This window comes from Streptomyces sp. CNX435, from assembly GCF_059570575.1.
Window position 1 is genome coordinate 126,625 of sequence record NZ_JCANTA010000020.1, and the last position, 26,948, is coordinate 153,572.

Below are 26,948 nucleotides of genomic sequence, written 5' to 3' on the forward strand. Positions count from 1 at the left end.
GCTCAGCATCCCATGCGGCGCCCATGCGGCGCCCGGGGCGTCAGGCGCGGGCCGGGACGGCCGCCTCCGCCGCGTCGTCCGGCAGCGGCATCGAGTCCATGAACGAGCTGACCGAGAACACCGCCCGCCCCGGCCCGGGCGGCCCGTAACCGGGCGGGGACGACAGCCCGTGGGTGTCCAGGGCGTCCTGGTACGTCTCCAGCAGCCGGATGTGGTACTCCAGCGGCGCGCCCTCGGGGTTGGCCTTGCCCAGCGGCGTCGTCGGCTCCGGGCACCAGGTGGTGAACCGCGGCACGACCCCGTGCGACATGAAGAAGTCCAGCCCCTCGCGCGTGGACGCGATGGCCTCGTCGACCGTCGTGAAGCCGAACGGCTCCGCCATCTCCACGCCCGCGACGAAGTTGGGGATGACGTTCGACGGGCCGAAGACGTCGGCGGAGTCGAGGATGCGGCGGTGCCACTCGTCGCGGCCGACGTAGCGCTCCTTGCCCGGGCAGTACAGCTCGAAGAGGCGGCGGTCCCACACCTCGAAGTTGGGGTGGTAGATCTGCGCGCCGTAGTCGTGGAAGCGCTGGACGTCGGCCTTCGGCAGCGCCTGGGCGACGACCTTGCCGATCCAGCGGCCCGGGAAGCGCTCCTCGATGGCCTTGGCGTACTGGCCGTAGAAGTCGGCCTCGTCCTTGCCGCCGATGTGGCGGGTGACGGCGCCGCCGGTGAGGGTGTACGCGGTGGAGGTCTTCGCGGTGTCGTACCGGTCGATGATCTCCAGCGCCTCCAGCACCTCCTCCACCGGCTTGACGCCCGTGTACGGGCGGCCGGCGGCCTTGTGCTGGCGCCAGTTGTGGTTGATGTCGCAGTACTGGCACTCCTCCTTGTCGCCGAAGTACTGGCAGACGCGGAAGACCGTGAGGTAGATCAGGTAGCCCCACTGGATGGTGGGCGCGACCTCCATGACGGACTTCCCGTTGGCGAGCGTGTGCCGGTAGTAGTCCGGCATCGGCGGCAGGCCGACGTCGGCGATGCGGACGCCGTCGAGGTAGAGGCCGAGGGCGCCGTCGTCGCCGGGCTTGACGCGGTACGGGGAGGAGGGGTTGACCCGTACGGAGACGACGGTGCGGCGCAGGTCGTACGGGCCGCCGGTGAGGACGACCTCCTCCGGCGGGCGGTTGAGGGCGGCGGCGCCCAGCTCGGGGAGCGTGCCGTGGTCGAAGGAGAAGATGAAGTACGACTTCGGCTTCACCTCGCCGGAGCCGTCCTCGCCCGCGCCGCTGAGCGCGGAGTCGTCGAAGGCCATCCCGCCCCGCAGCAGGTCTTCCTTGATCACGGCTTCCCTGGGCACGTGCGGGAAGCGGGCCATGAGGCTCTCGACCAGGTCGGTCCGGCTGCGGCTCGCCGCGATGGCTGCGGTGGCTGAGGTGGCTGCGGTGTCCATGTGCTGCTCCTTCCCGGCGTCGGCGTCCGTGGCGGAGCGACGCCGCACCCTCCATTGAACACGTGCGCTCCCCCTCGCCGGGCGGCGGGGGCGCGGGGGGCCGGTTTTTCCTTTCGGGTGAATTCGGGTGCGGGTGTCCGGGGCGCCTGGGGCGCGGCCGGGGTTCGCGGGGGGGCTCACCGGAGCGCGGGGGCTCACCGGGGCGGGCGGGGGCGACCGCGCGGGCGACGGCGGGGGCGGAACGGGCCGCCGGGACGCAGAGCCCGGGCGGGGCCGGTACGGACGCGGAACGGCGCGGTACGGCCGGGGCGGGACGGGGGCGCCGGTCAGCCATTCGGCGGAGCCGTGGATACGTACAGCAGACCGTCGGACATCGCAACTTAACACCCAAGTCGGTTGCTTTTCAGCACAACTGACTTTAGCGACACACACTCAAATGGCGGATCAAATCCGGATACTCCGGCTACTGTTCTCCTCAAGTCGCAGTAGCTAGAGGGGAGTAGTGCGCATGGGGCCGATGAAGAAGATCCCGGGACAGCGCAGTCCGGTGGAGTGTGCGCGGGCCTTGGACCAGGCACTTGAGGCCCAGCGGGCCCGGACCGCGCTCGTCCGGGCGATCAAGAACGGGGAGGTGGACTGCGTGCAGGCGCTGGAGCGGGCGGCGCGGGACGCCCTGGCCGGGGACATGCTGGCCAAGGACTTCCTCCTGGCGCTGCCGGGGGTGGGGCCGGCGCAGACGGCGAAGCTGATGGCGCGGCTGGGGCTGTCGGACAGCCGCAGCCTGCGCAGCCTCGCGCCGGGTCAGCGGGAGCTGATCGGCGCGGCGGTACGGAGCTGACTCCGTCAGGGGGCGGGGTGCGGGCGGCCTCCCGCCGGGGGCCGGGCGCGGAGTGGGGCCCCATCGGCTACACCACGAAAAGGGACACCACCCACCCTGGGCCGCCGCCCGCGGCGCTACGCGTGGGGGCCCACCGTCACCGGGCCCACGGTCAGTTCCGCCCGGCCCTCCATGATCTCCCCCAGTCGCGCCACCTCCGCCTCCAGCGCCCGCCTGCGCGCCGCCGGCAGCCGGTCGAGCGGCTCGACGGTCACGGCGATCCGGCGGCCCGAGCGGCGCTGGTGCCAGACGCCGGCGGCCTCGCCGTCGACCAGCAGCACCGGGAAGTTGCCCGCCTGGCCGCCGGTGAGGGCGCGCTCGTAGGCCCGGCCAGGGAAGAGCAGTTCGCGGGGGCGGCAGGCGATGGCGTACGCGTCGAAGTACGGCAGCAGCCGCACCCCGCGCACCTGCTCGGCGGACTCCGCCGGCACCACCGGGCCCTCCAGGTCTCCCGCCACCACCCACGACGGCACCCCCGCCAGCTCCACCGGCTCGATCTCGCCGGCCGCCGCCCGCGCCGCGAACAGGTCCCGGGCCCAGCCGGTCGGGGCAGCCAGCCAGCGGGCGAAGTCCTGCGGGGTGGCGGGGCCGTAGGCGTGCAGGTAGCGGCGTACGAGCGCGGCGAGCGCCGCGTCCGGCGGCGCGGGGGCGAAGCCCGGCAGCCAGCGCTGCGGGCTCGTGTACGTGACCTTCCGGCCGCGGTTCGGGCCGAAGCACAGGGCGCCGCGGTGCGCGGCCAGCGCGGTGGCCGCCCGCCAGCGCGGCCACTTCGACTGAAACGCCTCCATCACCGGGTCCGCCGCCCACGAACCGGCGCGCTCGGCGATGGCGTCGGTCAGCTCGTCGACCGTCAGCTCCGCGTCGGCGAGGGCGTCGGCCGCGGCGGCGACGACGGCGTCGGCCTGGCCGGGGGTGAGCAGGCCGAGGGTGCCGCCGCCGTTGCCGGAGCCGGCGGGGAGCGCGCCGAGGGCGCCGGTCCACAGGGGCAGGTCGGCGGCGGGGAGGAGGTGGATGGTGCCGCGGGGGCCGAAGGTCTTGACGACGGTGCGGTCGTCCCACAGCGCACGGCGTACGTCGGCGCGGGTGGCGCCGGCGAGGCGCATGCCGACGGAGAGTTCGGCGGCGGAGAGGACCTGGGCCTGGGCGCCGCAGAGGGTGCGGAGGACGGCGGCGGGGGTGCCGGGCGCGGGGGTGCCGGGCGCCTCCGCGAAGCCCGTACCCGCGCCGCCCTCCTGCGGGACCGGCGTCGTCAGCCCGCTGCGCGCCAGCCGCCTCGCGCTGGCCTCGCCCCACGTCATCGTCCGTCTGCCCATCCGCCGTCTCTCCTCGCCGTCGCCGGTCCGTCCGGGTCATCCGACCGTAGAGCTGCTTCCGGTCAGCTGCCGTCCGCAACCCCGCCCCCGACAGCGACCGCCGCCGGTGCGAGACCCTGGCCGTCACCCTCCTCGGACGTCGTCGCGCAGGTGAGCGGCGAGGACACCGAGGTCGGCGACCTCGAAAATCCGGATCGTCGACGGTCGTCCTCGCGGAGATGATCGGCCGCTGCGGCGCAGGCTTCGCGCAAGTCGCCGGTCACGTCGACGACGTCGCCTCCTCTCCCGGCCGGGACTCCGATGTCGCACCCCTCACATCCCGGACAACCGGACAGACCGCATGCCCCGGCGCGCGCCTTCGCCACGAACCTCCGGCGGGAGATCACACGTCAACGTACTTCTTGGTCTCACAGTGCCGGTCCGAACCATCGGAGTGGACCCTGCACATTTGCAGCTTGATCCCCCGGACCGTGCTGGAATCCGAGATCGTCTCCTTCCAGTTCTTACCCACCTGGAACCCGCAGGCCTTGGGGCCGTCGTAACTCCGGTCGGGAAAGAGCGGAAGATCGTATATCACGCGCAGCTGGGCACAGAAACCGTCTTTCTTCGAGTCGATGGTAACCATGTTGATCTTTGCGTCGCCAGACGCGTTGATCGAAGCCGTACCCGCTGCGCCACCACCGGGGCCGTTGATGTCGCCCGTCCAACTGTCAGCCAGTGCCGACGAGGAGAATACGAGCGGAAGTATGCAGGCCGTAACCGCAACGCCCCCCAGTTTGAGCCTCTTGTGCTTCATTCTTCCTCCCAAGAAATCGTTCGCCGGAATCAGGTCCGCAGCAACATGTCATACACCCCTGCACGAAACCTTTATAGAAACTGACTCGGATTGGCGCGACGTCCTCTCCTCGACGCCCCCGGTCCATCCGGCTCCCCACCACCGGCCCCACCCGCACACGGTCGTTTCCGCGGAATCACCCCGGGCCGACGTCCCCAGCAGCACACTGGAGTCACGGTCGGCGCACGGGGGCAGCGGCGCGGGCCGAGGAGGCGTTCGCCGATGGCGTGTGGCTGGTGGAACTCCCGCCGGTGCCGGACCCGGCGCTGCTGGCGCCCGCTGCCGAGACGCTGCGGCACGCCGGCCAGACCTCCCGTACGCAACCGCAGGTGCTCGGCGATCAGCGGCCGGCCGCACAGCGGCTGTCGCTGACGGCGGCTCGCTGGCGCACGGTGGCCCGGCATCCCGGCCGCCGTCGGCCGCGGCTCGCCGCCGCTACTCCAGAACCGCTGTCGCCTCGACCTCGACCAGCAGGTCCGGCTCCCCCAGGGCCGCGACCCCCAGCAGGGTGATCGGCTTGACCGGGTCGACGCCGAGCCGCGCCGCCGCCCGGTTCACCCCCTCGCCCAGCAGCGGCATCTTCTCGGGGCTCCAGTCGACGACGTACACGGTCAGCTTCGCCACGTCGTCGAAGGAGCCGCCGACCGCCGCCAGCGCGGTGGCGACGTTGAGGTAGCTCTGCTCGACCTGGGCGGCCAAGTCGCCCTCGCCCACGGGCGCGCCGTCGGCGTCGCGGGCGACCTGGCCGGCGAGGAAGACCAGCCTCGATCCGGTGGCGACCGACAACTGCCGGTAGACCTCGGGCTTCGGCAGCCCCTCGGGATTGACCAGCGTCACGGACATGAACGTCCCCTTTCCTCGCACGTCCCGGGCACTATACATAACAGCGTTATGTATAGTGCCGGTCATGGCGCGGACGAAGGACCCGGCGGTGCGTTCCCTGTTGCTCGAACGGGCCGCACACATGCTCCGTACGAGAGACCCCGTCACGCTCCGCACGCTGGTCGCCGGCACGGGCGTCTCCACGATGGCCGTCTACACCTACTTCGGCGGCCTCGACGGGCTGTGGCGGGCGCTGCGGCAGGAGGGCTTCGGCCGGCTGGCCGCGCGGCTGGCGGCCGTCGCACCGACCGCGGACGCGGTGCGCGACCTCGCCGCGCTGGGCGCCGCGTACCTGGTCAACGCGGTGGAGAGCCCCGATCTCTACCGCATCATGTTCGACGCGGGCTTCGACCTCGAAGACCCCGGCGCCGCCGACGAGACCCTGCACAGCCTCGTCCGCACCGTCGAACGGGCCACGGCCGACGGGCGCTTCGCCGCCGGGACCGACCCGCTGGAGCTGGCGACGCAGAGCTGGGCGATCGGCCACGGGCTCGCGTCGCTCGTCGCCGCGGGGCCCCTGCCGTACGCGGCGCTGGCCCACGGCGTTCCCATGCTGGCGGCCCTGTTCACGGCCGCGGGCGACGAGCCGGACCGGTGCCGCGCGTCGGTCGCGCGCGGCTGGGCAGAGCTGCCGGCGGCGGCCCCGTGACCGGGCGCCGCCCCGGACAGATCACCCAGCGGAGACAGATCACCTAGCGGACAGATCGCCTAGCGGACGGAACACCTAGTCCGGGCAGTGCGTGCCGCGGGGCAGCTGGTACGGGGCGGAGATGCGGTACGTGCCGGGGCGCGGGGCGTGCAGCCGGGTCCAGTCGCCGGCCTTCGTCACACAGCCCTGCAGGTTCACGTACAGCTGCCCGCTCTCCGACCACTCCCGGACCCCGTCGACCTCCGCGTCGTCCGAGCCGTCGCCGTCCAGCACCTTCGGCGGCTCGACGCCCTCGCCCTCCTCGTCGACGAGCCCGAGCCACGGCGAGAACGGCACCCGCACCAGCACGGGACCGGCGTACTTCACGTCGATGACCAGCTCGCCCTCGTCGGCCCGCCGCACCTCCGCGGGCGCCTCGACCAGCGGCGTGGGGTCGTTCACCCGGAACAGCCGCCAGTTCGCGTCCGCCCAGATCTCCGTCAGGTACGGCTGGCCCTTGGCGACGATCTTCGCCTCCTCGTGCGCCCCGGTGTCCGGCCGGTCCTCCACCGGGAGCACCACGTACCGCACCGCCCAGTTCTTCAGCCAGGCGTGGTACGTCTTCGGGGTCAGGCTGCCGTCGTAGAAGATCTCGTGCCGGTCCAGATCCGCCTGCCGGTTCCAGCCGCGGGCCAGGCTCACGTACGGCTGCAGGGCGGACGCCTCCCGGTGGCTGCGCACCGGCACCACCTCGACCCGGCCCGACTCCGCGTCCACCTGCCGCAACTGGTCCACCAGCGGCGCCAGCTCGCGCGTCCAGGCCGCGTCCGGGCTGGTCAGTACGAGGTCGACGACGGGCTTGACGACCACCCATACGGTGATCGCCGCGAACGCCAGATATGCCGCCGTCACCGAACGCAGCACCCGCGGCGCGGCGGCCCGCGTCCCCGTCTGCGCGATGACCAGCAGCACCGTACCGCCGAAGATCAGCGCCAGCCGCTCGATGTTGCTGCCGATCGGCGAGGGGATGACCCAGGCGGCGAGCGTGCCGAAGAAGTAGAGCGCGGCGCCGAAGCGGACCGTGCGCCACGACTCCGGCGCCATCAGCCAGATCAGCGCGGCGGTGATCATGGGCGCCACCGCGGAGATCCACGGCATCGGCTGCGTCCCCTGGAACGGGAACAGCCAGCTGGACAGCGCCACCACCACCGGCGGCGCCAGCCCGAGCAGATACGCCTCGGTGCGCCGCTTCTGCAGGAACAGCACGGCGGCGACCAGACCGACGAACAGCCCGGCCACCGGGCTCGCCGCCGTCGCCAGCATGGTGGACATCACGACCGCGGTCCCCCGCCAGCCGCCCACGCGCCGCCGGCCCTTCCCGCCGCCGGCCCCGCCGGCCACGCCGTCCTCGTCGTCGCGGTCCCCGGGGAAGACCAGCGCGATCGCGACCAGTCCGAAGAGCAGCCCCAGCCCGAACGTGACCCGGCCGGAGGCCGCGTTGCCCAGGAGCGCCAGGGCGCCCCACAGCGACGGCACCAGCGGGCGCGGCACCTGCCGGCAGCGGGCGAGGATCAGCGCCAGCACGCCGGCGGAGAGCGTGCCGGCGAGCATCATCGTCGTGCGCACCCCGAGGACGGCCATCAGGTACGGCGAGATGACGCTGTACGAGACGGGGTGCATGCCGCCGTACCAGGCGAAGTTGTACGCCGTGGACGGGTGCCGGCCGGCGAACTCGGCCCAGGCGTCCTGCGCCGCCAGGTCGCCGCCCTCGTTGGCGAGGAGCAGCAGCCACAGGATGTGCAGGACGCCGGCGGCGACGAGCGTGGTGAGCACGGGGCGCTGGGCGAGCCAGCGGATCCGGGCGAGGAGCCAGTCGGGTCGGCCGGAGAGCAGCCGGTCGGCGAGGGAGGGGCGGAGGGCGGCGGCCCGGCCGGCGGCGGGGTCGTCGGCGGCGGCCGGTGCGGCGGTACGGACCGTGCCGCCGAGGTCCGCCGCGGGGCCGTCGGGGGCGGTGGCCGGGCCGGCCCCGGCGGTGGCGCGCGCACCGGCGGCGGCGTGACCGGCGCGTGGGCCGGCGCCGTCGGGTGCACCGTCGGGTGCGTCGCCGTCGCGTGCGCCGTCGCGTGCGCCGTCGCCGTCGCGTGCGCCGTCGCCGTCGCGTACGGCGCCTGGGCCGTCGTTGTCCCGTCTCACGTCCGTATTGTCGCCGTCGGCGTCCCCGCCCGCCGCCCCGGGAGCGCGCTCCGGGCCCGGGCCGCGGCCCTCCGCGGGGTCCGCGGACGCGGGCGCGGGCACGCCCGCGGCGGCGGCTCCGGCGGCGGCTCCCGGTGCTGATCGGCTGCCGGCCGCGGCTTCGCGGCCCGGCTGCACGGTGGTCACTGCGACGACTCCCCGTCTTCCCTTGACGTCCCCGGGGGCGGTGCCAGCGACGCTAGCACGGGCGTACGACACCCCCCGGCGCTAACCGAGCCTGCTGAGCTTCGCCCCCGCCCCGGGCTCCGCCAAGTCCTCCGCCAGCGCCACCGGCACGCGCACTTCTCCCTGCCCGGAGCCCATCGTCAGCACCCCGGCAACGTCACCCTTCGCACCCTCGTGCGGCACCTCTCCGGTGCGGCCCGGACCGAGTTCCAGGCCGACCTTCAGCCCGCCCCAGCCCGGTGCCACGACGTCCTCGGTCGCCACCACCGGCGTCGTACCGCCGAGGCCGTCGTCGACCTCGCCGACGACGTCGCCCTTCTTCACGACGGTCATGTCGGTGAGCGCCTCTTCGCCCGCCGCCATCAGCTGCCGGCCGTACTCCATGGCGGTCGGCAGCTGCGGCACCGCGTACTGCCCGAGGACCGCGCCGACGATCAGCTGCTCCTCCCCCGCGACCTTCTTCTCGGTGGCGAAGAGGAAGTTGCCGCCGGCCTTGGTGGTCGAGCCGACCTTGATGCCGATGCCGTGCACCGGAACCATCACGTTGCTGTTGTCGTGGTCGTCGCCGCGGCTGTCGGTGTAGCCGGACATGACGACGATCTGCTTGAACAGCGGGTCCTTCATCGCCGCCTTGCCGAGGATCACCTGGTCCTCGGCGGTGGAGACCGTGGTCTCCTTCAGGCCGCTGGGGTCGGTGTACGTGGTGCCCTCCATGCCCAGCTCTTCGGCGGTCTTGTTCATCTCGTCCACGAACGCCTGCATGTCGCCGTCCGAGTGCCAACGGGCGAGCAGCCGGGCGACGTTGTTCGCGGAGGCGATGAGCAGGGCCTCCATGGCCTCCTTCTGGCTCAGCTTGGAGTCCGGGTCCAGTTCGACAGTCGTCTCGCCCTCGGCGCTGAGGGCGGCCTCGTCGACGGCGGTGTCGTCGACGGGGATGCTCGCGCCCTTGGCGCCGGGCTTCATCGGGTGGTCGCGCAGGATGATGTACGCGGTCATGACCTTGGCGACGCTGCCGATCGGAACGGACTTCTGCTTCCCGTACGAACCGAGGCTGCCGAGCCCGGCCACGTCTATCGACGCCTGGCCCTCGCCGGGCCAGGGCATCTCGGGGGCGCCGCCCTCGAAGGCGTAAGACGGGGCGGCGGTGAGGGTCAGGGACGGGGCGGGCAGCGGGCGGAGCAGCTGGACCACGCCGAGGGCGATCACGAGCAGGATGACCAGCGGCGTCCAGATCTTCACGCGCCGTACGAGGGTACGGGTGAGGGTCTCGGGCGGGGGCGGGGTGTTGGTCAGCTCGGCGAGCAGGTCGAGCGGGCGCTTCTCCTCGTACGGCGGGAGGGGCTGCTGCTGGGTCCGCTCCCACCCGGGCGGCGCGGCGGGCCCGCCGGCGGGCTTGGCCGGCGCAGGGATCGCCGGCGGCGGGGCGGGGGGCGGCGGCGCGGCGGGGGGCGGTGGCGCGGCGGGAGGCGCCGGCGGCGCGGCGGGGGGCGGCGGGGCGGCGGGCTTGGGGGGCAGGTCGGAGTCGGGCTTGAGCGGCACGAAGGTGCTGCCGGGCGGCCCGGCGAGCCGCCCGCGGGGCGGCGTACCGCCGCTGTCGCCGCCGTCACCGTCGCCGTCGTCACCGTGGCCGCCGTCCGGTACCGCGTCGGCGGGCTCGTCCTCGACGTCACCGGGCGCGGTGGCCGGCACGGCGTCGCCGGGCTCGTCGTCGTCGGTACGGGCCGGGGAGTCGGAGTTCGTCACCCAGGCGGCGACGGCGGCACGCAGCCGGTCGTCGCCGTCGGCCTTGGCGGCGTCGGCCTCGGCGACGAGGCGGAAGACGGCGGTGGCGGAGTCCTTGCCGCCGGAGTCCTTGCCGTCGGAGTCGCCGGCGGCGGAGCCGTCAGCGCCGGAGTCACCGGAGTCACCGGCGTCCCCGGAGTCACCGGCCCGGCGGGCACGATCGCCCTCCTTGCCCGCCTCAGCCGCCTCAGAGACCGCGGACCCACCGGGAACCCCCCGGCCCCCACGAGAGGCGCCCTGAGCCCCCTCAGAGCCCTTCTGTCCCACCTCAGGCGCAACCGCACCACCGGAGCCACCCCGCGCCGCAGGCACACCCCCGGCCTCCGGCCGGGACGCGGGCGGGGCGGGCGCGCTGTCGGTGTCGGGGACGTCGGGCTTGGACGCGGCGGGCGCCGCACCGCGACGCGCCGCAGGCGTATCGGCGACCTCCGGCGGCGACGTGGACCCCGCGGCCCCGGCCGAACTGGCCGACTTACGCCCCCCATCCGCCGCAGTCGGACCATGCGCGTCCGCGGTCTGCGGCCGGGACGCCGGGCCCGCGGCGGGACCGTAGTCACGCACCGCCGAGCCCGCGCCAGCCGTCGGCTGGGACGGGGGCGGCACAGCCGCGTCACCGGCGTCCGGGGCGTCGGGCTTGGGCGCGGCCGGTGCCGCACCACGCCCCGCCGCAGGCGCGTCCACGGCCTCCGGCCGGGACGCGGACGCCGCGGCCTTACGTCCGCCGTCCACCGCGGTCGAACCGCCAGGCGGCGCAGCCGCACCATCCGCCTCAGGCACACCGGCCTTGGGCGCCGCAGGCGCGTCCGCGGTCTGCGGCCGAGGTGCCGAGCCCGCGCCGGCGGTCGACCGGGACGGGGGCGGTGTGGGCGCGCTGTCGGTGTCTCGGGCGTCGGGCTTGGGTGCGGCCAGTGCCACGGTGTCCTCGGCGCCGGCGGCGGCTCGTGGCGCCTTTCCGCCGAGACCGCCTGAACCCGCCGCCGACGGCTCGGCGTCGGACGACCCGCTCGCCTCGCGGCGCTTGCTCGCCGCGGCCGATCCGCCGGCCTTCGGGCGGGACGGGGGCGGTGCGGCCGGGGGCTTGGGCGTGGCTTTCGTCGCGCCGCCGGCGGCTCCGGCGCCCGCGTTCCCCGGGCCCTCGCTCCGTGCCGGCTCACCCGCCTCGCGGCCGTCGTCCGCGGGCTTCGCCGCGGCCTTGGCCTTCGGCCCCGACGCCGCCTTCGCGCCGGAACCACCGCCGCGCGTCGGCTCCGCCGCTTCGCCACCGCCCGCAGCCGTACCAGCCTCGGGCTTCGAGCGGGACCCGGTCCGTGCGCCGGAACCACCACCGCGCGCCGAACTGTCCGCGTCAGCCGCACCGGCCTTGCCCCGGGCGGGCGTTGCGTCCGCGGGCTTCGAGCGGGACCCGGTCCGTACGCCGGAACCACCACCGCGCTCCGGCCCGTCCGCGCCGGACGGCTTCGCCGGCTCGCCGCCGCCGGCAGACTCACCGGCGTTGCTCCGGGCGGGTGTTGCGTCCGCGGGCTTCGAGCGGGACCCGGTCCGTGCGCCGGCGCCTTCGGTGCTCGCCGACGCGGCGGCGGTCGAACCCGCGGCCTTGTCGCCGTCGCCGTCGCGCGCGGGCTTCGCCGTGGCGTCGCTCTTCGTCTTGGGTGCGGCCGTCTTGGGTGCGGCCTTGGCCTTCGGCCGGGACGACGTCTTCGGCCCTCCGGCCGCACCGCCCTTGGTCTTCGACCGCGGCGCCTCGGGCGCCGGCGCGTCAGAGGCCACGGAGGCGTCCGTACCGGCCTCCGGGCCTTCCTCGGCATCCGCCGTGCCGGCGGCTGCCTTCCGTGCGTCGCTCCGCGGCTCGGACGGCTCGGGTGCCTTCCCGGTCTTCGGGCGGGACGCCGACCGCCCCCCGGATTGTCCGGCGCCCGCCGACGACGACCCCGCCGACTTGCGGTCCCCGCCCGTCGCAGCCGAACCGCCTCCGGTCTTCCGCCGCGACCGGGCCGGCGCAGCCGCACCCGAAGCCGCACCCGCACCCGCAGCCCCAGCCGCACCACCATCGGCGCCATCCCGCGCCGCAGGCACGTCCTCCGCCTTCGCCTCCTCAACGGCGTCAGCCGAGCCCTTCTCCGGTTCGGCCGGCTGGGAGGGAACCGGGGCCGTGGCCGGGGCGTTGTCGGTGGGGGACGCGAACGCCAGGCGGGGGTCGTGTTCGCCGCGCGAGTCACGCGGATCGCGTTCGTCCACGGTCGCCGACCCCGACGGTTGCTGCTCCTCGGGCCTCCCGGGGGACTCGACCGCCACCGACTTCCTCCTCCTGCGTCACAACCGCACAACCGCGTCAACCACGGCGTGGCAACCCACCCTACGGGGGCACGGCCGTCTCTCGCCCGCATCTGAGAGACGAGAACGACATACCTACCGGTTCCCGATCAAAGCACCCACGCACTCTCGACAGACCAATGTGAGAGGCGTCACCCTGTCATTCATCCACGCGGGGAGGCATGGATGGGCAGGAGCCGCAGAACACTTCCGGAGGAGCTTCTGCTGCTGGCACTGGACCCGGCCACGGGTACCACTGCACAGCCGCAGTCGCTCGACCTCGGCCTGGCAGGAGCACAGCTCGTCGAGCTCGCTCTGGCCGGGCGAATAGCCCCGGACGGGGATCGTATCGCCGTGATACTTCCGCGTCCGACAGGGGACCCCACTTTGGACACGGCGCTGGAGTTGCTGCGCCGCCGGGGCAGTCCCGTGCGCGCCGTCAACTGGATAGGCGGGCCACGTCTGGGGTTGCGCCAGACGTATCTCGCTCATCTGGAGCGCTGCGGCATGGTTCATGCCGTGGAGAGCCAGATGTGCGGGGTACTTCCGACTACTCGATATCAGGCGACAGACACCGCCATCAGCCGGGAGATACGTGCCCGGCTGGACAGTGCGATCCGCACCGGCGTACCGCCGGATCCGCGGACCGCGGCGCTCGCCGCGCTGGCCCATGCGGTCGGTCTCGGCAAGCACCTCTACCCCGGGAACGAAGGGCGCTCCGCGCGCTCCCGGCTCCGGGATCTGATCAGGCACGACCCGATGGGCGGTCTGGTGGCGCACGCCGTGATGGACGTGCAGAACGGCGTCACCGCTCAGCCGCGGCGCACTCCCGGAGGCAGCCGTCCCGCGGCTCGTCCGCCGGCGGTCGCGCAGCCGGCCGGTGTTCCCGCGGGGTCCCGCCGCGCGGGGATGATCCGGACGGCCGCGGTGCGCTGAGCCCGCCCGACGGCCGCGAGCGACGCCGAGCCCCGTACCCGCACCTGTGCGCGTACGGGCGAGGCGTGGCGCCGCGGCCGGCCGGACCGGGAACGGGAGCCGCAGCGCAGGGCCCTGTCCAGTCGAGTGGCCTCGACCGGACGGGGTCCTGCGTGCGTTCCCGGGTCCGGCCACGGCGGGCCCGGGGCGGGGGCGGCGGTAGCGGCCCGGCCACGGCGGGCCCGCGCGCCCCTCGCACGGCGCTCTCGCGCGCGGCGCGCTCGCGCCCGCGCGCACATTGTGGGCCAATACTTTGCCCCCTGCGGTGAATTCGCGACGATCGCAGCGGCGCACGCTCTGTCGGTGGCAGGCTGCACCCTGTAATGAGATACGTCCGTACGCGGATTACGCACCCGGAGGTGCAACTGCCTTGGCGTCCAACGTCAACCCCACCGTCAGGCGACGCCGTCTCGGCCAGGAACTGCGCAGACTGCGTGAGCAGAAGAAGATGACGGCCGAACAGGTCGCGGACCGGCTGCTCGTCTCGCAGTCGAAGATCAGCCGGCTGGAGAACGGCCGGCGCAGCATCAGCCCGCGGGACGTACGCGACCTGTGCGGCGTGTACGAGGTGGCGGACGAGCGCATCGTCAACTCGCTGATGCAGATGGCGAGGGAATCACGTCAGCAGGGCTGGTGGAACGAGTTCGGGGACGTGCCGTACAGCGTTTACATCGGCTTCGAGACCGCCGCGGCCTCGCTGCGGATCTACCAGTCGCTCATCGTGCCGGGGCTGCTGCAGACGCGCGCGTACGCGGAGGCCGTCATCGCCGGCAGTTCACCGGAGGTGAGCGCCGCGGACGTCGAGAAGCGGGTCGAGGTCCGGATGCGGCGGCAGGACCGGATAAGAGGGCCGGAGCAGCCGCTGCGGCTGTGGGCCGTGTTCGACGAGGCCGCGCTGCGGCGCGTGGTGGGCGACCGGCAGATCATGCTGGAGCAGTTGGAGCACCTGCTGGCGGTGTCGGAGTTGCCGCACGTCACCGTGCAGGTGCTGCCGTTCGAGACGGGCGCGCATCCGGGAGTCACGGGGCAGTACGCGATCCTGGAGTTCCCCGAGGAGTCCGACTCCAGCGTGATCTATCTGGAGGGCGTCACCAGCGATCTCTACCTGGAGAAGGGCGAGGACGTCCACAACTACTGCATGATGTACGAGCATCTGCGGGCACAGGCCCACAATCCGGAGCAGACCCGGAAATTCATCGCAGACGCGGCGAAGACGTACGCCCGCTGATAATCGTGCGCTCTGCCGGGTATCCCGAAACCGAGGCACAGTACACCCGTACCGGGACACCAGGAAGAGCCGTCGGCCTATCACCATCCGGTTGAGTGACAGCCCCCTTCCCGGGGTGATGTTGAGCGGTAGCGTCTCGGCGTCGGGTCGGGGTGTCGACACTTCCTCCGGCCTGGACGGGGCAGGGAAAAAGTTCAGTCCTTCAGCAAACCGGAGAGAACATGGCAATCGAACTCGGCGCCACCGGCGCATGGACCAAATCCACGTACTCCGCCGGCAACGGCGAGTGCATCGAGGTGCGCTCGACCGCTCCCGGGCAGGTCTCGGTGCGTGACTCCAAGGTTCCGGACGGGCCGGTCCTGGACTTCAGCCCCGACTCGTGGGCCGCATTCGTGGCCGAGGTGGCGGGCGGCACCATCCGCGCGGAGTGACCACGGTTGACCCCGGATGACTCCGTGACCTGACAGAACAGCCTGACGGAACAGCCTGACAGAACAGAACTGCTCGGGCGGTACCGCAAGACCGACAGCCCTCTCGACTGATTCGCCGTCCCGGCCGAGAGGGCTCGGCCTTTTCCGCCTCTCCTTCCCCCCTTGCCCCTCCCCCTTCCGACCCCCCGTCCGGGCGTCAGCGGGGGTAGCGCCGCAGCCACGCCTCGTTCGGCGCCGCCTCGCCGTGCAGCGCCGGGCCGAGCGTCATCTCCAGCGCGAAGTCGTCCGCCAGTTGGAGGATCGTCCCGCGCCCCTCGACCTCCGCCACCCACGCCGGCGGCAGCGCCGTCTCGCCGTGCTGCGCGCCGAGGAGGCTGCCGCAGAGGGAGCCGGTGGCGGGGGAGGCGCCGCCGTGGTTGACGGCGAGCAGCAGTCCGTGGCGTACGTCGGTGGCCGCCAGCGCGCAGTACAGGGCGACGGCGACGGCCTCCGCGGCGCTCTCCCCCGAGCCCAGCCCCTCCACCTGCTCCGGGCCGGGGCCGGGGGGTGTGGGAGTCTGCCGGCGGGCGTCGAGCGCGGCGCGTACGGCCGCCGTGGTCTCCTCGTGACCCGGGCGGCCGGCGAGGATCTCCAGCGCCCGCCCCACCGCCGCCTCCGGGGCGTCCCCGCGGGCGAGGCCGTGGACCACGACCGCGTACGCGCCCGCCGCCAGATAGCCGGTGGGATGGCCGTGCGTCTGCGTGGCGCACTCGGCGGCGAGCTGGAAGACCAACTGCGGCTCCCAGCCGACCAGCAGCCCGAACGGCGCGGAACGCACCACGGCCCCCGGGTCCTTCGCCTCCGGGTTGCGGGGCTGCTGCAGGGTGCCCATATGGTCGTCGGCCAGGCCCCGCAGGCACGAGCGCGGCGCGCCGCGCTGCGAGTACAGCCACTCCTCGCGGGCGAGCCAGCCGTCCTCGGCCTTGCGCTCGTCGGGGCCCCAGTCCTTCTGGGTGGCGTACCAGCGGCGGTGCGCGGCGTGCACGTCGGTCGGCGGGTGCCACCGGCCGCCGTCGCGGCGCACCTGGGCGCGGATCAGGCCGTCGACGGTGAACAGCGCCATCTGGGTGTCGGCGGTGACCGCGCCGCGGCGGCCGTGGGCCGGGGCGAAGTCGGCGACTCCCTGCGGGCCGTGCCCGGCCCGTATCTCCGCCAGCGAGGCGTCCGCGACGCCGGCGCCGAGGGCGTCGCCTATCGCGCCGCCGAGCAGGCAGCCGCGCACTCTGCTGCGGAAGTCCTGTTGCTCGGCGCGGCCCCAGGTGCGGTCTGCGGTCGTCACTCGGCCACCTCAGTCCGGACGTTCGGTCAGGTCGTGCTCGGTCGACGTGCGTGGCGGTTCTCGTACGGTCGTCAGGTGTTCTGGCCCAGCACTGTAATCGAGGGAAACCAAGAGGCCGGAGGACGTATCCGCGTCAGGCGCGGGGCAGTTCGCGGAGCAAATCACCGATTACTCGCAGATATCCCTCGATCCGGGCGCGGTCGGCCTCCGCCGCGTCCGGGGCGGCGGCGAGCGGGCGGAGCATCGCGCGCACGTCCACGAGCAGCTTCCAGTACGGCGACCCGGCCGCCAGCTCCGCCAGTGCCGCGTCCGCGGCGGCCCAGTCCCCGGCGGCGGTACGGCACGCCAGCCGGGCCTCGGCCCGGTCGGCGTCGGTGACGGCGTCCGCCAGCATCGCCGCCTCCACCGCCGCCCAGCGCGCGGCGGGCTGCGGGCCGCCCGTCAGCCGGGCCAGCAGGGCGTCGTCGAACTGGTTGAAGCCGTCCTCCGGATCGGCCGCGAGGGCCGCCGCGACGTGCGGTGCCGCCTCCTCGTACCGCCCGAGCACCATGAGCGTCTCGCCCCGGTCGTTGTGTGTCGACTCGTGGCCGGGATCCGCCGTAAGCGCCTGGGCGAGGACCGCGAGCGCCTCCTCCCAGCGCTCCTCCAGGACGAACAACTCGCCCCGCAGGCTCAGTGCCTCGGCGTCGTCCGGGCCGGCGGCGAGGCACACGTCCAGCTCGGCGTGGGCCTCCGCGATCCTGCCGACGTGGCTGAGCGTGCGGGCCCGGCCGAGCCGCAGCCAGGTCAGCGTGCCGTCGATCTCCAGGGCACGCGCGTAGTCCGCGAGCGACTCGTCGAAGCGGTCGGCGAGCCGGTACAGCCGGCCGCGCGCCGACCACACCCACACCATCCGCGGGTCGATCTCCAGCGCCCGGGTGTACTCGGCCAGCGCCGCGTCGATCCGCCCCAGCTCCACCAGGCACTGCCCCCGGCTGGCGATCGCCCAGGCGTAGTCGTCCTCCAACTCCACGGCCCGGTCGAAGTCCGCGAGCGCCTGCTCGATCCGCCCGGAGAGGCGGTGCACCTCCCCGCGTTCCGCCCAATACCACGGCATCTGCGGGTCGATCTCCAGCGCCCGGTCCAGATCCGCCAGCGCCTCCTCGAACCGGTACAGGCGCCGGTGGCAGTACCCGCGGTTGGCGTACGCCCAGTCGTAGGCCGACGACAGCTCCAGCGCACGGGTGAAGTCGGCGACGGCCGCCTCGTGCCGGTCGGCGTCCTGGTGCAGCACGCCGCGTTCGACCCAGCACCACGCCCACTGCGGATCGATCTCCAGCGCCCGGTCCAGATCCGCGAGCGCCTCCTCGGAGCGGCCCAGCGCCTGATGGCACTGGCCGCGGCTGGCGATGGCGTACGGGTAATCGCCGTCCGCCGCGTCGACGGCCCTTTCGAAGTCGGCGAGCGCCTGCTCCGGGGCGCCGGTGAGGCGGTGTGCCTCGCCGCGCATCGCCCAGGTCATCGGGGAGGGGCCCAGCTCGATCGCCCGGTCCAGGTCGGCCTTCGCGTCGTCGAAGTGCTCCAGGGCGACGCGGGCCCGGCCGCGCTGGGTCAGCGACCAGGAGCGGTCGGGGTCGTGCGCGACGCAGTGCGTGAAGTCCGCCTCCGCCTCGGCGTAGCGGCCGAGGAGCGCGTACGCCTGGCCGCGGCCCGCGTACGCGCGGGTGAAGCCCGGGTCCAGCGCCAGCGCCCGGTCGAAGTCGGCCACGCTGGCGGCGGGTTCGTCACCGTTGCGGTGCTCCCGGCCGCGCAGCGTGTACGCGAGCACTCGCTCCGGTTCCGTCAGCTCCGCCTCGCGCAGCAGGAACGTACAGACCTCGACCACGCCCCGCGCGTCTTCCTCCCGCGCGTGCTCCCCCAGCGCCGCCAGCAGCCGCTGGCCCCAGTCCCGTACCGGCTCGCTGTCCGCGTCCGCGCCCGCCTGCTCCAGCGTCCGCGCCCACCGCCGGACCTCGGCCGGGCCGACGTCGGCCGCCTGCAGCGCGTCGCGGCGGGCGCGCGGCAGGGCGCCCTGGGGGTCGGCGCACAGCAGGTGGTACGTCTCGTTGCGGCGGTGGCCGAACCACCGCTCGTCCAGCCAACGTTTCTCCGCCGGGTCGCCCCCGTCCGGCAGGCTCGCCTCCAGCTCCGCGCACCAGCCGGCGTGCGCCGCCGCCAGCGCGCGGTGCTGCTCGCGCCACCGCTGCGGCGACCGGGTGCGCAGCACCCGCAGCATCGCCGAGCGCACCACGCCGTGGTACTGCACCCGGCCCGCCTCGTCGCTGACGAACGGCAGCGCGCGCAGCCACCCGTACAGCCCGGCCGCCGCCGGCTCCACGGCGACGCGGAACACGTCCTCGTCGAGCGCCGGCGGCAGCGCGGCGGCCAGCGCCGCGGACTTCTGCACCGGGTCCGCGACCCACTTCAGGAACCGCTCCACCGCCGTGCCGCTCGGGTCGCCGCCGCCGGGTCCGGCGGGGGGCGTCTCGGCGAGCATGGAGGTGAGCACCGGCAGCCGCCCGGACAGGTGCAGGATCTCGTCGACCACACCGGTGTCCGCGATCCCCTTGGCGGCGATGAGCCCGCGGGCCTCCTCCTCGGTGAAGACCTCCAGCTCCAGTTCGGCGGCGAAGCCGCCGGCCGGCCAGCGGGCGGGGTCGAGGCGCTGCTGCCCGGCGCGGGTCACGACGACGTTGGCGGGGAGCGCGCCGTAGCGGTCGCTGGTCATGACGTCGTACAGCCAGGCGTCGAGGACCGGGCCGGTGCGCTCGTACGTGTCGAAGAACAGCGCGATCCAGGGGGCGGCGGCGGCGACGGCGCGCAGGTCGTCGAGGAAGGCGGGGGTGAGGGCCTGGAGGGGCGAGAGGACGAGTTGAACGTCGTCGTGGCTGCGCAGCCGGGTGGAGAGCGCGGCGCGCCAGCGGTCGAGGCTCTGCGCGACCTGCTGCGGGTCCATGGCGCCGGCGACGGCGCCGAGTCCGGGTACGAGGCCGAGGCCGGCCAGGCCCGCCTGGGCGGCGAAGCCGGCGGCGGGCGAGGGGGCGGCGGGTGCGGGCGAGGAGGGGGCGGCGGCCACGGGGGCGGGGGTGGCCGCGTCCGGCGGGGCGGCCGGGTTCGGCAACGCGGGCGGGGCGGCGCCGGCGGCCGGGTGGGGGCCGTGCGCGCCGTCGAAGGCGGCGACGACGGAGTCCGCCTCGTGGCGCCGCTGGCGGTAGCGCTGCAGCAGCCGGTCGAAGCTCTTCAGCGGGTGGCCCTGGCGGGCGAGTTGGGCGCTGATGGCCTCCATCGCCTCGGGCACGCTGCCCGCCGCCTCGTCCACCTGGGCCGTCAGCGCCCCCTGCTCCCCCGCGAGCTGCAGCAGCCGGCGCAGCAGCGACGTCTTGCCGACGCCGGCGACGCCGTGGATGTGGAAGAGAAAGCGGTGCGCCGGATCCTCCGGGGGACAGCGGAAGTTGTCCCGGAACGCCGCGATCTCGCGCTGCCGGCCGACGAAGCCGGACCGGCGGCGGTCGCGGATCAAGTCCTGCATGGACGGACGTACTTCGGGCACGGTGCCACCTCCCCCTGGGGCGAGCTTAGAGCGTCGGGGCGGCCTCGGGGCGGTCCCGGGGCGAGGTGCGTACGCGCCGGGCCACGCCCGGTTCCGGTACGCACTGGGCGGCGTGCCAGGTCCTACGCGCCGGGCCGCGCCCCCGGTCCGTACCGCCCGCTACTGCCCCAGCACCGGCAGCAGCTCCGGCAACCGCCCGTCCGCCGCCTCCGCCGCCCGCCGCCGCTCCTGGGGCACCGGGCCGTACGTCGTCGTCCGCGGCCGGGCCGGGCGGCCCGCGGCGGCGGCGATCGCGACGAGGTCCTGCACCGAGCGGTACGACCCGTACGACGAGCCGGCCATCCGCGAGATCGTCTCCTCCATGAGCGTGCCGCCCAGGTCGTTGGCGCCGGAGCGGAGCATCTGCGCCGCGCCGTCCGCGCCGAGCTTGACCCAGCTGGTCTGGATGTTGGTGATGTGCGGGTGGAGCAGCAGCCGGGCCATGGCGGTGACGGCGCGGTTGTCGCGCATCGTCGGCCCCGGCCGGGCGATGCCCGCCAGGTAGACCGGCGCGTTGGTGTGGATGAACGGCAGCGTGACGAACTCCGTGAAGCCGCCGGAGCGCTGCTGCAGCTCCGCCAGCAGGCGCAGGTGGCCCAGCCAGTGGCGCGGCTGGTCGACGTGCCCGTACATCATCGTGGAGGAGGACTTCAGGCCCAGCTCGTGCGCCGTGGTGACGACCTCGATCCAGTCGGCCGCGGGCAGCTTGCCCTTGGTGAGGATCCAGCGCACCTCGTCGTCGAGGATCTCGGCGGCCGTGCCCGGGATGGAGCCGAGCCCGGCCTCCCGGGCGGCGGTCAGCCAGTCTCTTACGGACATGCCGGTGCGGGCGGCGCCGTTCATGACCTCCATGGGCGAGAACGCGTGCACGTGGATGCCCGGCACCCGCTCCTTCACGGCGCGGGCGATGTCGAAGTACGCCGTGCCGGGCAGGTCGGGGTGGATGCCGCCCTGCATGCACACCTCGACGGCGCCCACGTCCCACGCCTGCGCGGCGCGGTCGGCGACCTGGTCGAGGGAGAGGGTGTAGGCGTCGGCGTCGGTGCGGCGTTGGGCGAAGGCGCAGAAGCGGCAGCCGGTGTAGCAGACGTTGGTGAAGTTGATGTTGCGGGTGACGATGTACGTGACGTCGTCGCCGACGGTGTCGCGGCGGAGGTCGTCGGCGATGCCGCAGAGGGCGTCGAGGGCGGGGCCGTCGGCGTGGAGGAGGGCGAGGGCCTGGGCGTCGGTGAGGCGGGTCGGGTCGTCGGCGGCGCGGGCGAGGGAGGCGCGGAGGTCGGGGGCGAGGCGGTCGGGGGCGAGGCGGTCGGGGGCGAGGCGGTCGGGGGCGGGGGCATCGGGGGCGTGCGCGAGGGCGCGGCCCGCGGCGTCGCCGCCCGCGGCGTCAGGTCCCTCGGCGTCGCGGCCGGTGGCGTCGGAGTCCTCGGCATCGCGGCCCGCGGCGTCGCGGCCGGTGGCGTCAGGGCCCACGGCGTCGGACTCCTCGGCCAGCTCCCGGGCCGTCTCGCGCAGCGCCTCCCAGTCGCCGTACACCGCGTCGAAGTCGGCGCGCCGGCCACCCGTACGGCCCTCGGTGTCGATGGTGCGGTGCAGGTCCGTACGGCCGCTCGCGGCGAAGCCGCCGTCCGGCTCCTGCCACGGCAGCCCCCGCGGCCGTACGTCCCGGGCGAGGCCCGTCTCCGGGTCGGCCAGCGCGGCGACGTGCGGCAGCACCCGCGGGTCCAGCCACGGCTCGCCGCGCAGCACGAACTCCGGGTAGACCGCGAGCCGTTCACGCAACTCGAACCCGGCCGCCGCCGACCGCGCCGCCAGCTCGTCCAGCCGCGGCCACGGCCGCTCCGGGTTGACGTGGTCCGGCGTCAGCGGCGACACCCCGCCCCAGTCGTCGATACCGGCGGCGATGAGCTTGCCGTACTCCTCGTCCACCAGGTTCGGCGGCGCCTGCACCCCGATCGCCGGCCCCAGGATGAGGCGGGTGACGGCGACGGTGGCGGCGAGGTCGTCCAGCTCGGCGTCCGGCATGCCGCGCATCGCCGTGTCCGGCTTGGCGCGGAAGTTCTGGACGATGACCTCCTGCAGCCCCTGGTACGCGCGCTGCACGCGGCGCAGCGCGAACAGCGACTCGGCGCGCTCGGCCGGCGTCTCGCCGATGCCGATGAGCAGCCCGCTGGTGAACGGCACGGAGGAGCGCCCCGCGTCCTGAAGCACCCGCAGCCGTACGGCGGGCTCCTTGTCGGGCGAGCCGTAGTGCGGCCCGCCGGGCTCGCTCCACAGCCGCTCGGCCGTGGTCTCCAGCATCATCCCCATGGACGCGGCCACCGGCTTGAGCCGCTGGAAGCCGGCCCAGGTCACGACGCCCGGGTTGAGGTGGGGCAGGAGGCCGGTCTCCTCCAGCACGCGGACGGCCATCGCGCGGACGTACGCCTGCGTGTCGTCGTACCCGTGCGCCGCCAGCCACGCGCGCGCCTCCGGCCAGCGGTCCTCGGGGCGGTCCCCTAGCGTGAACAGCGCCTCCTTGCAGCCGAGCGCGGCGCCGCGGCGCGCGACGTCCAATACCTCGTCCGGGGACATGAACATCCCGTGTCCGTCGCGGCGGAGCTTGCCGGGGACGGTGACGAAGGTGCAGTAGTGACAGCGGTCGCGGCACAGCCGGGTCAGCGGGAGGAAGACGCTGCGGGAGTACGTGATGACGCCGGGCCGGCCGGCCGCCGCCAGACCGGCGTCGCGCACCCGCGCGGCGGAGGCGGAGAGGTCGGTCAGGTCGTCGCCGCGGGCCTGGAGCAGCACGGCGGCCTCGGCGACGTCGAGGGCGACGCCGTCGCGGGCGCGCTTCAGGGCGCGGCGCATGGCGTTGGCGGTGGGGGCGGGGGTGGGCGGCTTGGTCATCTTTACGAGCATACGAGGCAGGTCGGACGTCGTCTGTGACGAAGATCGTCAGACGCGCGCTCGCGCGGCGTGCAGGCGGGCGCCGTACGCTGGGGGCAACCACGCGTCCCGCAGTGTTCCCTTCCGCGTCACCCGCGTATAGGACCCGTGTAGCACCGTCTCAGCGACGAACCCACGCGAAGGGACCGCACCCGTGGACAGACGCGACCTGCTAAAGATCTCGGCGGCCACCGCCGGAGCCATGACGCTCGCCCCCGTGAGCTTCGCGAGCGCGGCAGACGACGCAGGCGGCTCCGGCACCGCCGCCGAGTCCGAGTCCGAGGACAGCCGTACCGTCACCGGGCATCTGGAGCCGGGCGCGCCGGACTTCGTCTACCTGCCGGTCGACGTGCCGCGCGGGGTGCGCGAGATCCACGTCTCGTACGGCTACGACCGCCCCCAGGTCCCCGCGGGCACGACGGGCAACGCCCTGGACATCGGCATCTTCGACGAGCGCGGCACGGGCGCGGGCGGGCGCGGCTTCCGCGGCTGGTCGGGCGGCTTCCGCACGGAGTTCGCGATCAGCGCGGACCGGGCGGCGACGACGCCCGCGTACCTGCCGGGGCCGGTACGGGCGGGCCGCTGGCACGTGGTGCTCGGCCCGTACACGATCGCCCCGCAGGGGCTCGACTACGAGGTGACGATCACCCTGCGCTACGGCCCCGCCGGCGAGACCGCCCCGCCGCGGTTCCCGCCGGAGCGGGCGCAGGGGCGCGGCCGGGCGTGGTACCGCGGGGACTGCCATCTGCACACCGTCCACTCGGACGGCGCCCGTACGCCCGCGGAGGTCGCGGCGGCGGCGCGGGCGGCGAAGCTGGACTTCATCGCGACGACGGAGCACAACACCTCCTCCGGGCACGCCGCGTGGGAGGGGCTGTGGGGCGACGACCTGCTGGTGCTGTGCGGCGAGGAGGTCACGACGCGCAACGGGCACTACCTGGCCGTCGGCACCGACCCGGGCGTGTTCGTCGACTGGCGCTACCGGGCCCGGGACGACGCGTACCCGCGCTACGTGCGGCAGATCCACGCGGCCGGGGGGCTGGTCGTGCCGGCGCACCCCAACTGCCCGTTCGTCGGCTGCCAGTGGAAGTTCGGCTACGGGGGCGCGGACGCGGTCGAGGTGTGGAACGGGCCGTGGACGGCGGACGACGAGCTGGCGGTGGCGGCGTGGGACAACGCGCTGACGGCGGGCCGCGAGGGCGAGGGCGAGGGCCGTGGCGGGAGCGGCGGGCGGACCGGCGGGGGGAGCGACGGGGGGACGGACTGGGTGCCGGCGGTCGGCAACAGCGACGCCCACCGCGACGGGCAGGTCGTGGGCCTGCCGCAGACGGTGGTGCTGGCCGAGGACCTGTCCCGGCAGGCGGTGCTGGCCGGCCTACGGGCGGGCCGGAGCTGGCTGGCGGAGTCGGCGGACGTGGACGTGGAGTTCACGGCGTCGGGCCCGCGGGGCGAACACGCGGGCATCGGGGAGCGGCTGCGGGCAGCGTCGGACGCGCGGGTGACGGTACGGCTGAAGGTGACCGGCGGCCCGGCGGAGGCGCAGGTCCGCTTCATGACGGACGAGGGCCAGCTGTACGCCACGACCCTGGCGGACGGCGCGGGGACGGTGGAGTGGCGTACGACGCCGTCGTACGCGGCGTTCGTCCGCACTGAGGTCCGCCACCCGGCGGCGGACGGCGGGGCGAGCGGGCTGCCGGGGGCGATGGCGGCGATGACGAATCCGATATGGCTGGGCCGCTGACGTAGCCCCCGCATGAGGCAGACGCCGCACGAGGTAGCCCCGCATGAGGCAGCCCACGCATGACGCGCCCGTCGCATGTCGCGGCCCCCACATGTCGCGGACCCCGCATTTCACGCCCGTCGCATCACGCATCCCCGCACACCCGCCCAAGGGTAGGCGGCCCCTCTGACAAGCGGCCGAATCCGCGGCTTGTCAGAGGGCGCGGCTTGTCAGAGGGGCAGTGCCCCGGAGTTCGACGGCCGGACGGCCGGTAGACGGCCGGACGGGCCCAATACACGAACCCCCGCCCCCCACACCCCGGTTTCGGACACCCCTGTTTCGGCACTGCCCGAACAGGCAGTGCCGCCCCCGGACATATAGAATTCAGCCGATCTGCCGAAGGCGACGGGTTTGGCCGCTACGGTCGTACGCCGTGATCGTCTTCGCCAAGGTGTTCTGCACGGGCTCCGCGCGGCACCGTCCTGACGACGCGTCAGCTTACCCGGGGTGCGTGTCCGGGGGCGCACAGCGAGGGTCATGCGTCGCGCCGCTGCGCGGGGTGTGCTCCTGAAGGCCGAAAAACGTCCACTTGCTGGGCCATTGGCCCGGCCAGAGCGCTGTCGCTGCTGACTAAAACACCCTCGGCAGGGCAGACTTGGCTATCTGGAATCACCGGGACCGGGAAGGGGGCGGCCATGGCCCACGAAGACGAGACGAGTGCGCTGCGTTTCGCCGTGCTCGGTCCCGTCCGCGCGTGGCGCGGCGAGGAGTCCCTTCAGCTCGGTACGCCGCAGCAGCGCGCCATGCTCGCGGCGCTGCTCCTGCGCGGCGGCCGCACCGCCACGGCGCAGGAACTGGTCGACGGCATCTGGGGCGAGGACCCGCCGCAGCGGGCCCTGGCCGCGCTACGGACGTACGCCTCCCGGCTCCGTAAGACACTCGGCGCCGACGCACTGGTCAGCGAGGCCGGCGGCTACGCGATCCGGACCCACGACACCGAGGTCGACATCGCCACGGCCGAGGAACTGGCCCGCTCCGCCGAAACCGCCGCCGCGGAAGGCGACTTCGCGCAGGCCCGGGAGCTGTACGCGGGCGCCTGCGCGCAGTTCACCGGTGAGCCGCTGGCCGGCGTCCACGGCCCGTACGCCGAATGGCACCGCGACCGCCTCCAAGAACTGCGCCTGTCCCTGCTGGAACACCGCATCGAGCTGGACCTCGACGCCGCCCGGCACGCGGAAGCCGTATCGGAGCTGACCGCGCTGACCGCGGGCCACCCGCTGCGGGAACGGTTCCGCGAGCTGCTGATGCTCGCGCTCTACCGCAGCGGCCGGCAGGCGGAGGCCCTGGCGGTGTACGCGGACACCCGCCGCCTGCTCCAGGACGAACTGGGCGTCGACCCGCGCCCGGAGCTGGCCGAGCTGCAGCAGCGCATCCTCCAGGCCGACGAGGAACTGGCCGCGCCGAAGGCCGAACCCCTGGCGGGCGACGCCCCCTTCCGGGTCGTACGCCCCGCGCAGCTGCCCGCGACCGTCTCGGACTTCACGGGACGCATCGGCGTCGTGGAGGAGCTGGGCAAGGAGCTGGCGAACGCGCCGGACACGGTGATGTCGGTGTCGTCGGTCTCAGGCATCGGCGGCGTCGGCAAGACCACGCTCGCGGTCCACGTCGCGCACGCGGCGAGGGAGTGCTTCCCCGACGGCCAGCTCTACGCGGACCTCCAGGGCTCGGGCCCGTCCCCGGCGGAACCGGCCGCCGTCCTCGGCTCGTTCCTCCGCGCCCTGGGCACCCCGGACGCGGACATCCCCGAACCGGTCGACGAACGCGCCGCCCTGTACCGCTCGGTCCTCGCCGGCCGCCGCATACTCGCCCTCCTCGACAACGCCCGCGACGCCGCCCAGATCCGCCCCCTCCTCCCCGGCACCGAGGGCTGCGCGGCGCTGATCACCTCCCGCACGAGGATGACGGACCTGGCCGGCGCCCACCACGTCGACCTCGACGTGATGGCCCCGGACGAGGCGCTGCTGCTCTTCACCCGCATCGTCGGCGCGGAGCGCGTGGACCTCGAACGCGACGCGGCCATGGACGTCGTCGCCGCCTGCGGTTTCCTGCCGCTGGCCATCCGCATCGCGGCCTCCCGCCTGGCGGCGCGCCGCACCTGGACGGTGTCGGTGCTGGCCCGGAAGCTGTCGGACGAACACCGCCGCCTGGACGAGCTGCGCGTGGGCGACCTGGCGGTCAAGGCCACCTTCGAACTGGGCTACGGCCAG

The 26,948-nt window shown here is 74.3% G+C and carries 16 protein-coding genes; 7 read left to right on the forward strand and 9 right to left on the reverse strand.

Translation table 11 applies throughout. The features are described 5' to 3' along the window. Nucleotides 1–40: 40 nt before the first annotated feature. Nucleotides 41–1,432 (reverse strand): radical SAM protein, encoded by a 1,392-nt coding sequence (locus T328_RS27480; protein WP_496498875.1) that lies wholly within the window; start codon nt 1,430–1,432, stop codon nt 41–43. 508 nt (nt 1,433–1,940) lie between these two features. Between T328_RS27480 and T328_RS27485 the strand changes: the two genes are divergently transcribed. Continuing rightward, nucleotides 1,941–2,270, forward strand: coding sequence for an integration host factor, actinobacterial type (locus tag T328_RS27485; RefSeq protein ID WP_496498876.1), 330 nt, complete (start codon nt 1,941–1,943; stop codon nt 2,268–2,270). A 116-nt stretch (nt 2,271–2,386) separates the two neighbouring features. Here the strand turns inward: T328_RS27485 and T328_RS27490 are convergent, their stop codons facing one another. The 3 genes from T328_RS27490 to T328_RS27500 form a co-directional block, all read right to left on the reverse strand. After that, entirely contained in the window at nt 2,387–3,622 is a 1,236-nt protein-coding gene (locus T328_RS27490) for a winged helix DNA-binding domain-containing protein (protein WP_496498877.1), read from the reverse strand. A gap of 382 nt (nt 3,623–4,004) precedes the next feature. Further along, nucleotides 4,005–4,418 carry a hypothetical protein gene (locus T328_RS27495; RefSeq protein ID WP_496498878.1) on the reverse strand — a complete coding sequence of 138 codons (414 nt, stop codon included), beginning with the start codon at nt 4,416–4,418 and terminating at the stop codon, nt 4,005–4,007. A gap of 474 nt (nt 4,419–4,892) precedes the next feature. Next, entirely contained in the window at nt 4,893–5,300 is a 408-nt protein-coding gene (locus tag T328_RS27500; protein WP_496498879.1) for a RidA family protein, read from the reverse strand. A 64-nt stretch (nt 5,301–5,364) separates the two neighbouring features. On the opposite strand from T328_RS27500, the gene T328_RS27505 reads away from it, so the two are divergent. Next, the gene (locus tag T328_RS27505; RefSeq protein ID WP_496498880.1) at nt 5,365–5,988 is read left to right on the forward strand and encodes a TetR/AcrR family transcriptional regulator; all 624 of its coding nucleotides are present in this window, start codon (nt 5,365–5,367) and stop codon (nt 5,986–5,988) included. 75 nt (nt 5,989–6,063) lie between these two features. Here the strand turns inward: T328_RS27505 and T328_RS27510 are convergent, their stop codons facing one another. Both T328_RS27510 and T328_RS27515 read right to left on the reverse strand, forming a co-directional pair. Continuing rightward, complete coding sequence (locus tag T328_RS27510) at nt 6,064–8,346, reverse strand: DUF8823 domain-containing protein (RefSeq protein WP_496498881.1); 2,283 nt, start codon at nt 8,344–8,346, stop codon at nt 6,064–6,066. 81 nt (nt 8,347–8,427) lie between these two features. Then, the gene (locus T328_RS27515) at nt 8,428–10,434 is read right to left on the reverse strand and encodes a D-alanyl-D-alanine carboxypeptidase family protein (RefSeq protein ID WP_496498882.1); all 2,007 of its coding nucleotides are present in this window, start codon (nt 10,432–10,434) and stop codon (nt 8,428–8,430) included. A gap of 2,229 nt (nt 10,435–12,663) precedes the next feature. On the opposite strand from T328_RS27515, the gene T328_RS27520 reads away from it, so the two are divergent. The 3 genes from T328_RS27520 (at nt 12,664) to T328_RS27530 (ending at nt 15,111) form a co-directional block, all read left to right on the forward strand. Then, nucleotides 12,664–13,413 carry a GOLPH3/VPS74 family protein gene (locus T328_RS27520; protein ID WP_281617693.1) on the forward strand — a complete coding sequence of 250 codons (750 nt, stop codon included), beginning with the start codon at nt 12,664–12,666 and terminating at the stop codon, nt 13,411–13,413. Between the two features lie 409 nt (nt 13,414–13,822). Continuing rightward, nucleotides 13,823–14,680 carry a helix-turn-helix domain-containing protein gene (locus tag T328_RS27525; protein WP_496498883.1) on the forward strand — a complete coding sequence of 286 codons (858 nt, stop codon included), beginning with the start codon at nt 13,823–13,825 and terminating at the stop codon, nt 14,678–14,680. 221 nt (nt 14,681–14,901) lie between these two features. Continuing rightward, on the forward strand, nt 14,902–15,111 hold the full coding sequence (locus T328_RS27530) for a DUF397 domain-containing protein (RefSeq protein WP_496498884.1): 210 nt from the start codon (nt 14,902–14,904) through the stop codon (nt 15,109–15,111). A 196-nt stretch (nt 15,112–15,307) separates the two neighbouring features. On the opposite strand, the gene T328_RS27535 is transcribed toward T328_RS27530, so the two are convergent. The 3 genes from T328_RS27535 to T328_RS27545 form a co-directional block, all read right to left on the reverse strand. Continuing rightward, on the reverse strand, nt 15,308–16,429 hold the full coding sequence (locus T328_RS27535; RefSeq protein ID WP_496498885.1) for an ADP-ribosylglycohydrolase family protein: 1,122 nt from the start codon (nt 16,427–16,429) through the stop codon (nt 15,308–15,310). Nucleotides 16,430–16,562: 133 nt separating this feature from the next. Then, complete coding sequence (locus T328_RS27540) at nt 16,563–19,997, reverse strand: tetratricopeptide repeat protein (protein ID WP_496498886.1); 3,435 nt, start codon at nt 19,995–19,997, stop codon at nt 16,563–16,565. Between the two features lie 159 nt (nt 19,998–20,156). Next, nucleotides 20,157–22,934, reverse strand: a complete 2,778-nt coding sequence (locus T328_RS27545) for a bifunctional FO biosynthesis protein CofGH (protein WP_496498887.1) — start codon at nt 22,932–22,934, stop codon at nt 20,157–20,159. 229 nt (nt 22,935–23,163) lie between these two features. Between T328_RS27545 and T328_RS27550 the strand changes: the two genes are divergently transcribed. Next, the gene (locus T328_RS27550; protein ID WP_496498893.1) at nt 23,164–24,702 is read left to right on the forward strand and encodes a CehA/McbA family metallohydrolase; all 1,539 of its coding nucleotides are present in this window, start codon (nt 23,164–23,166) and stop codon (nt 24,700–24,702) included. A 674-nt stretch (nt 24,703–25,376) separates the two neighbouring features. Beyond that, on the forward strand, nt 25,377–26,948 hold a 1,572-nt coding region (locus T328_RS27555), incomplete at its 3' end, for an AfsR/SARP family transcriptional regulator (protein WP_496498888.1).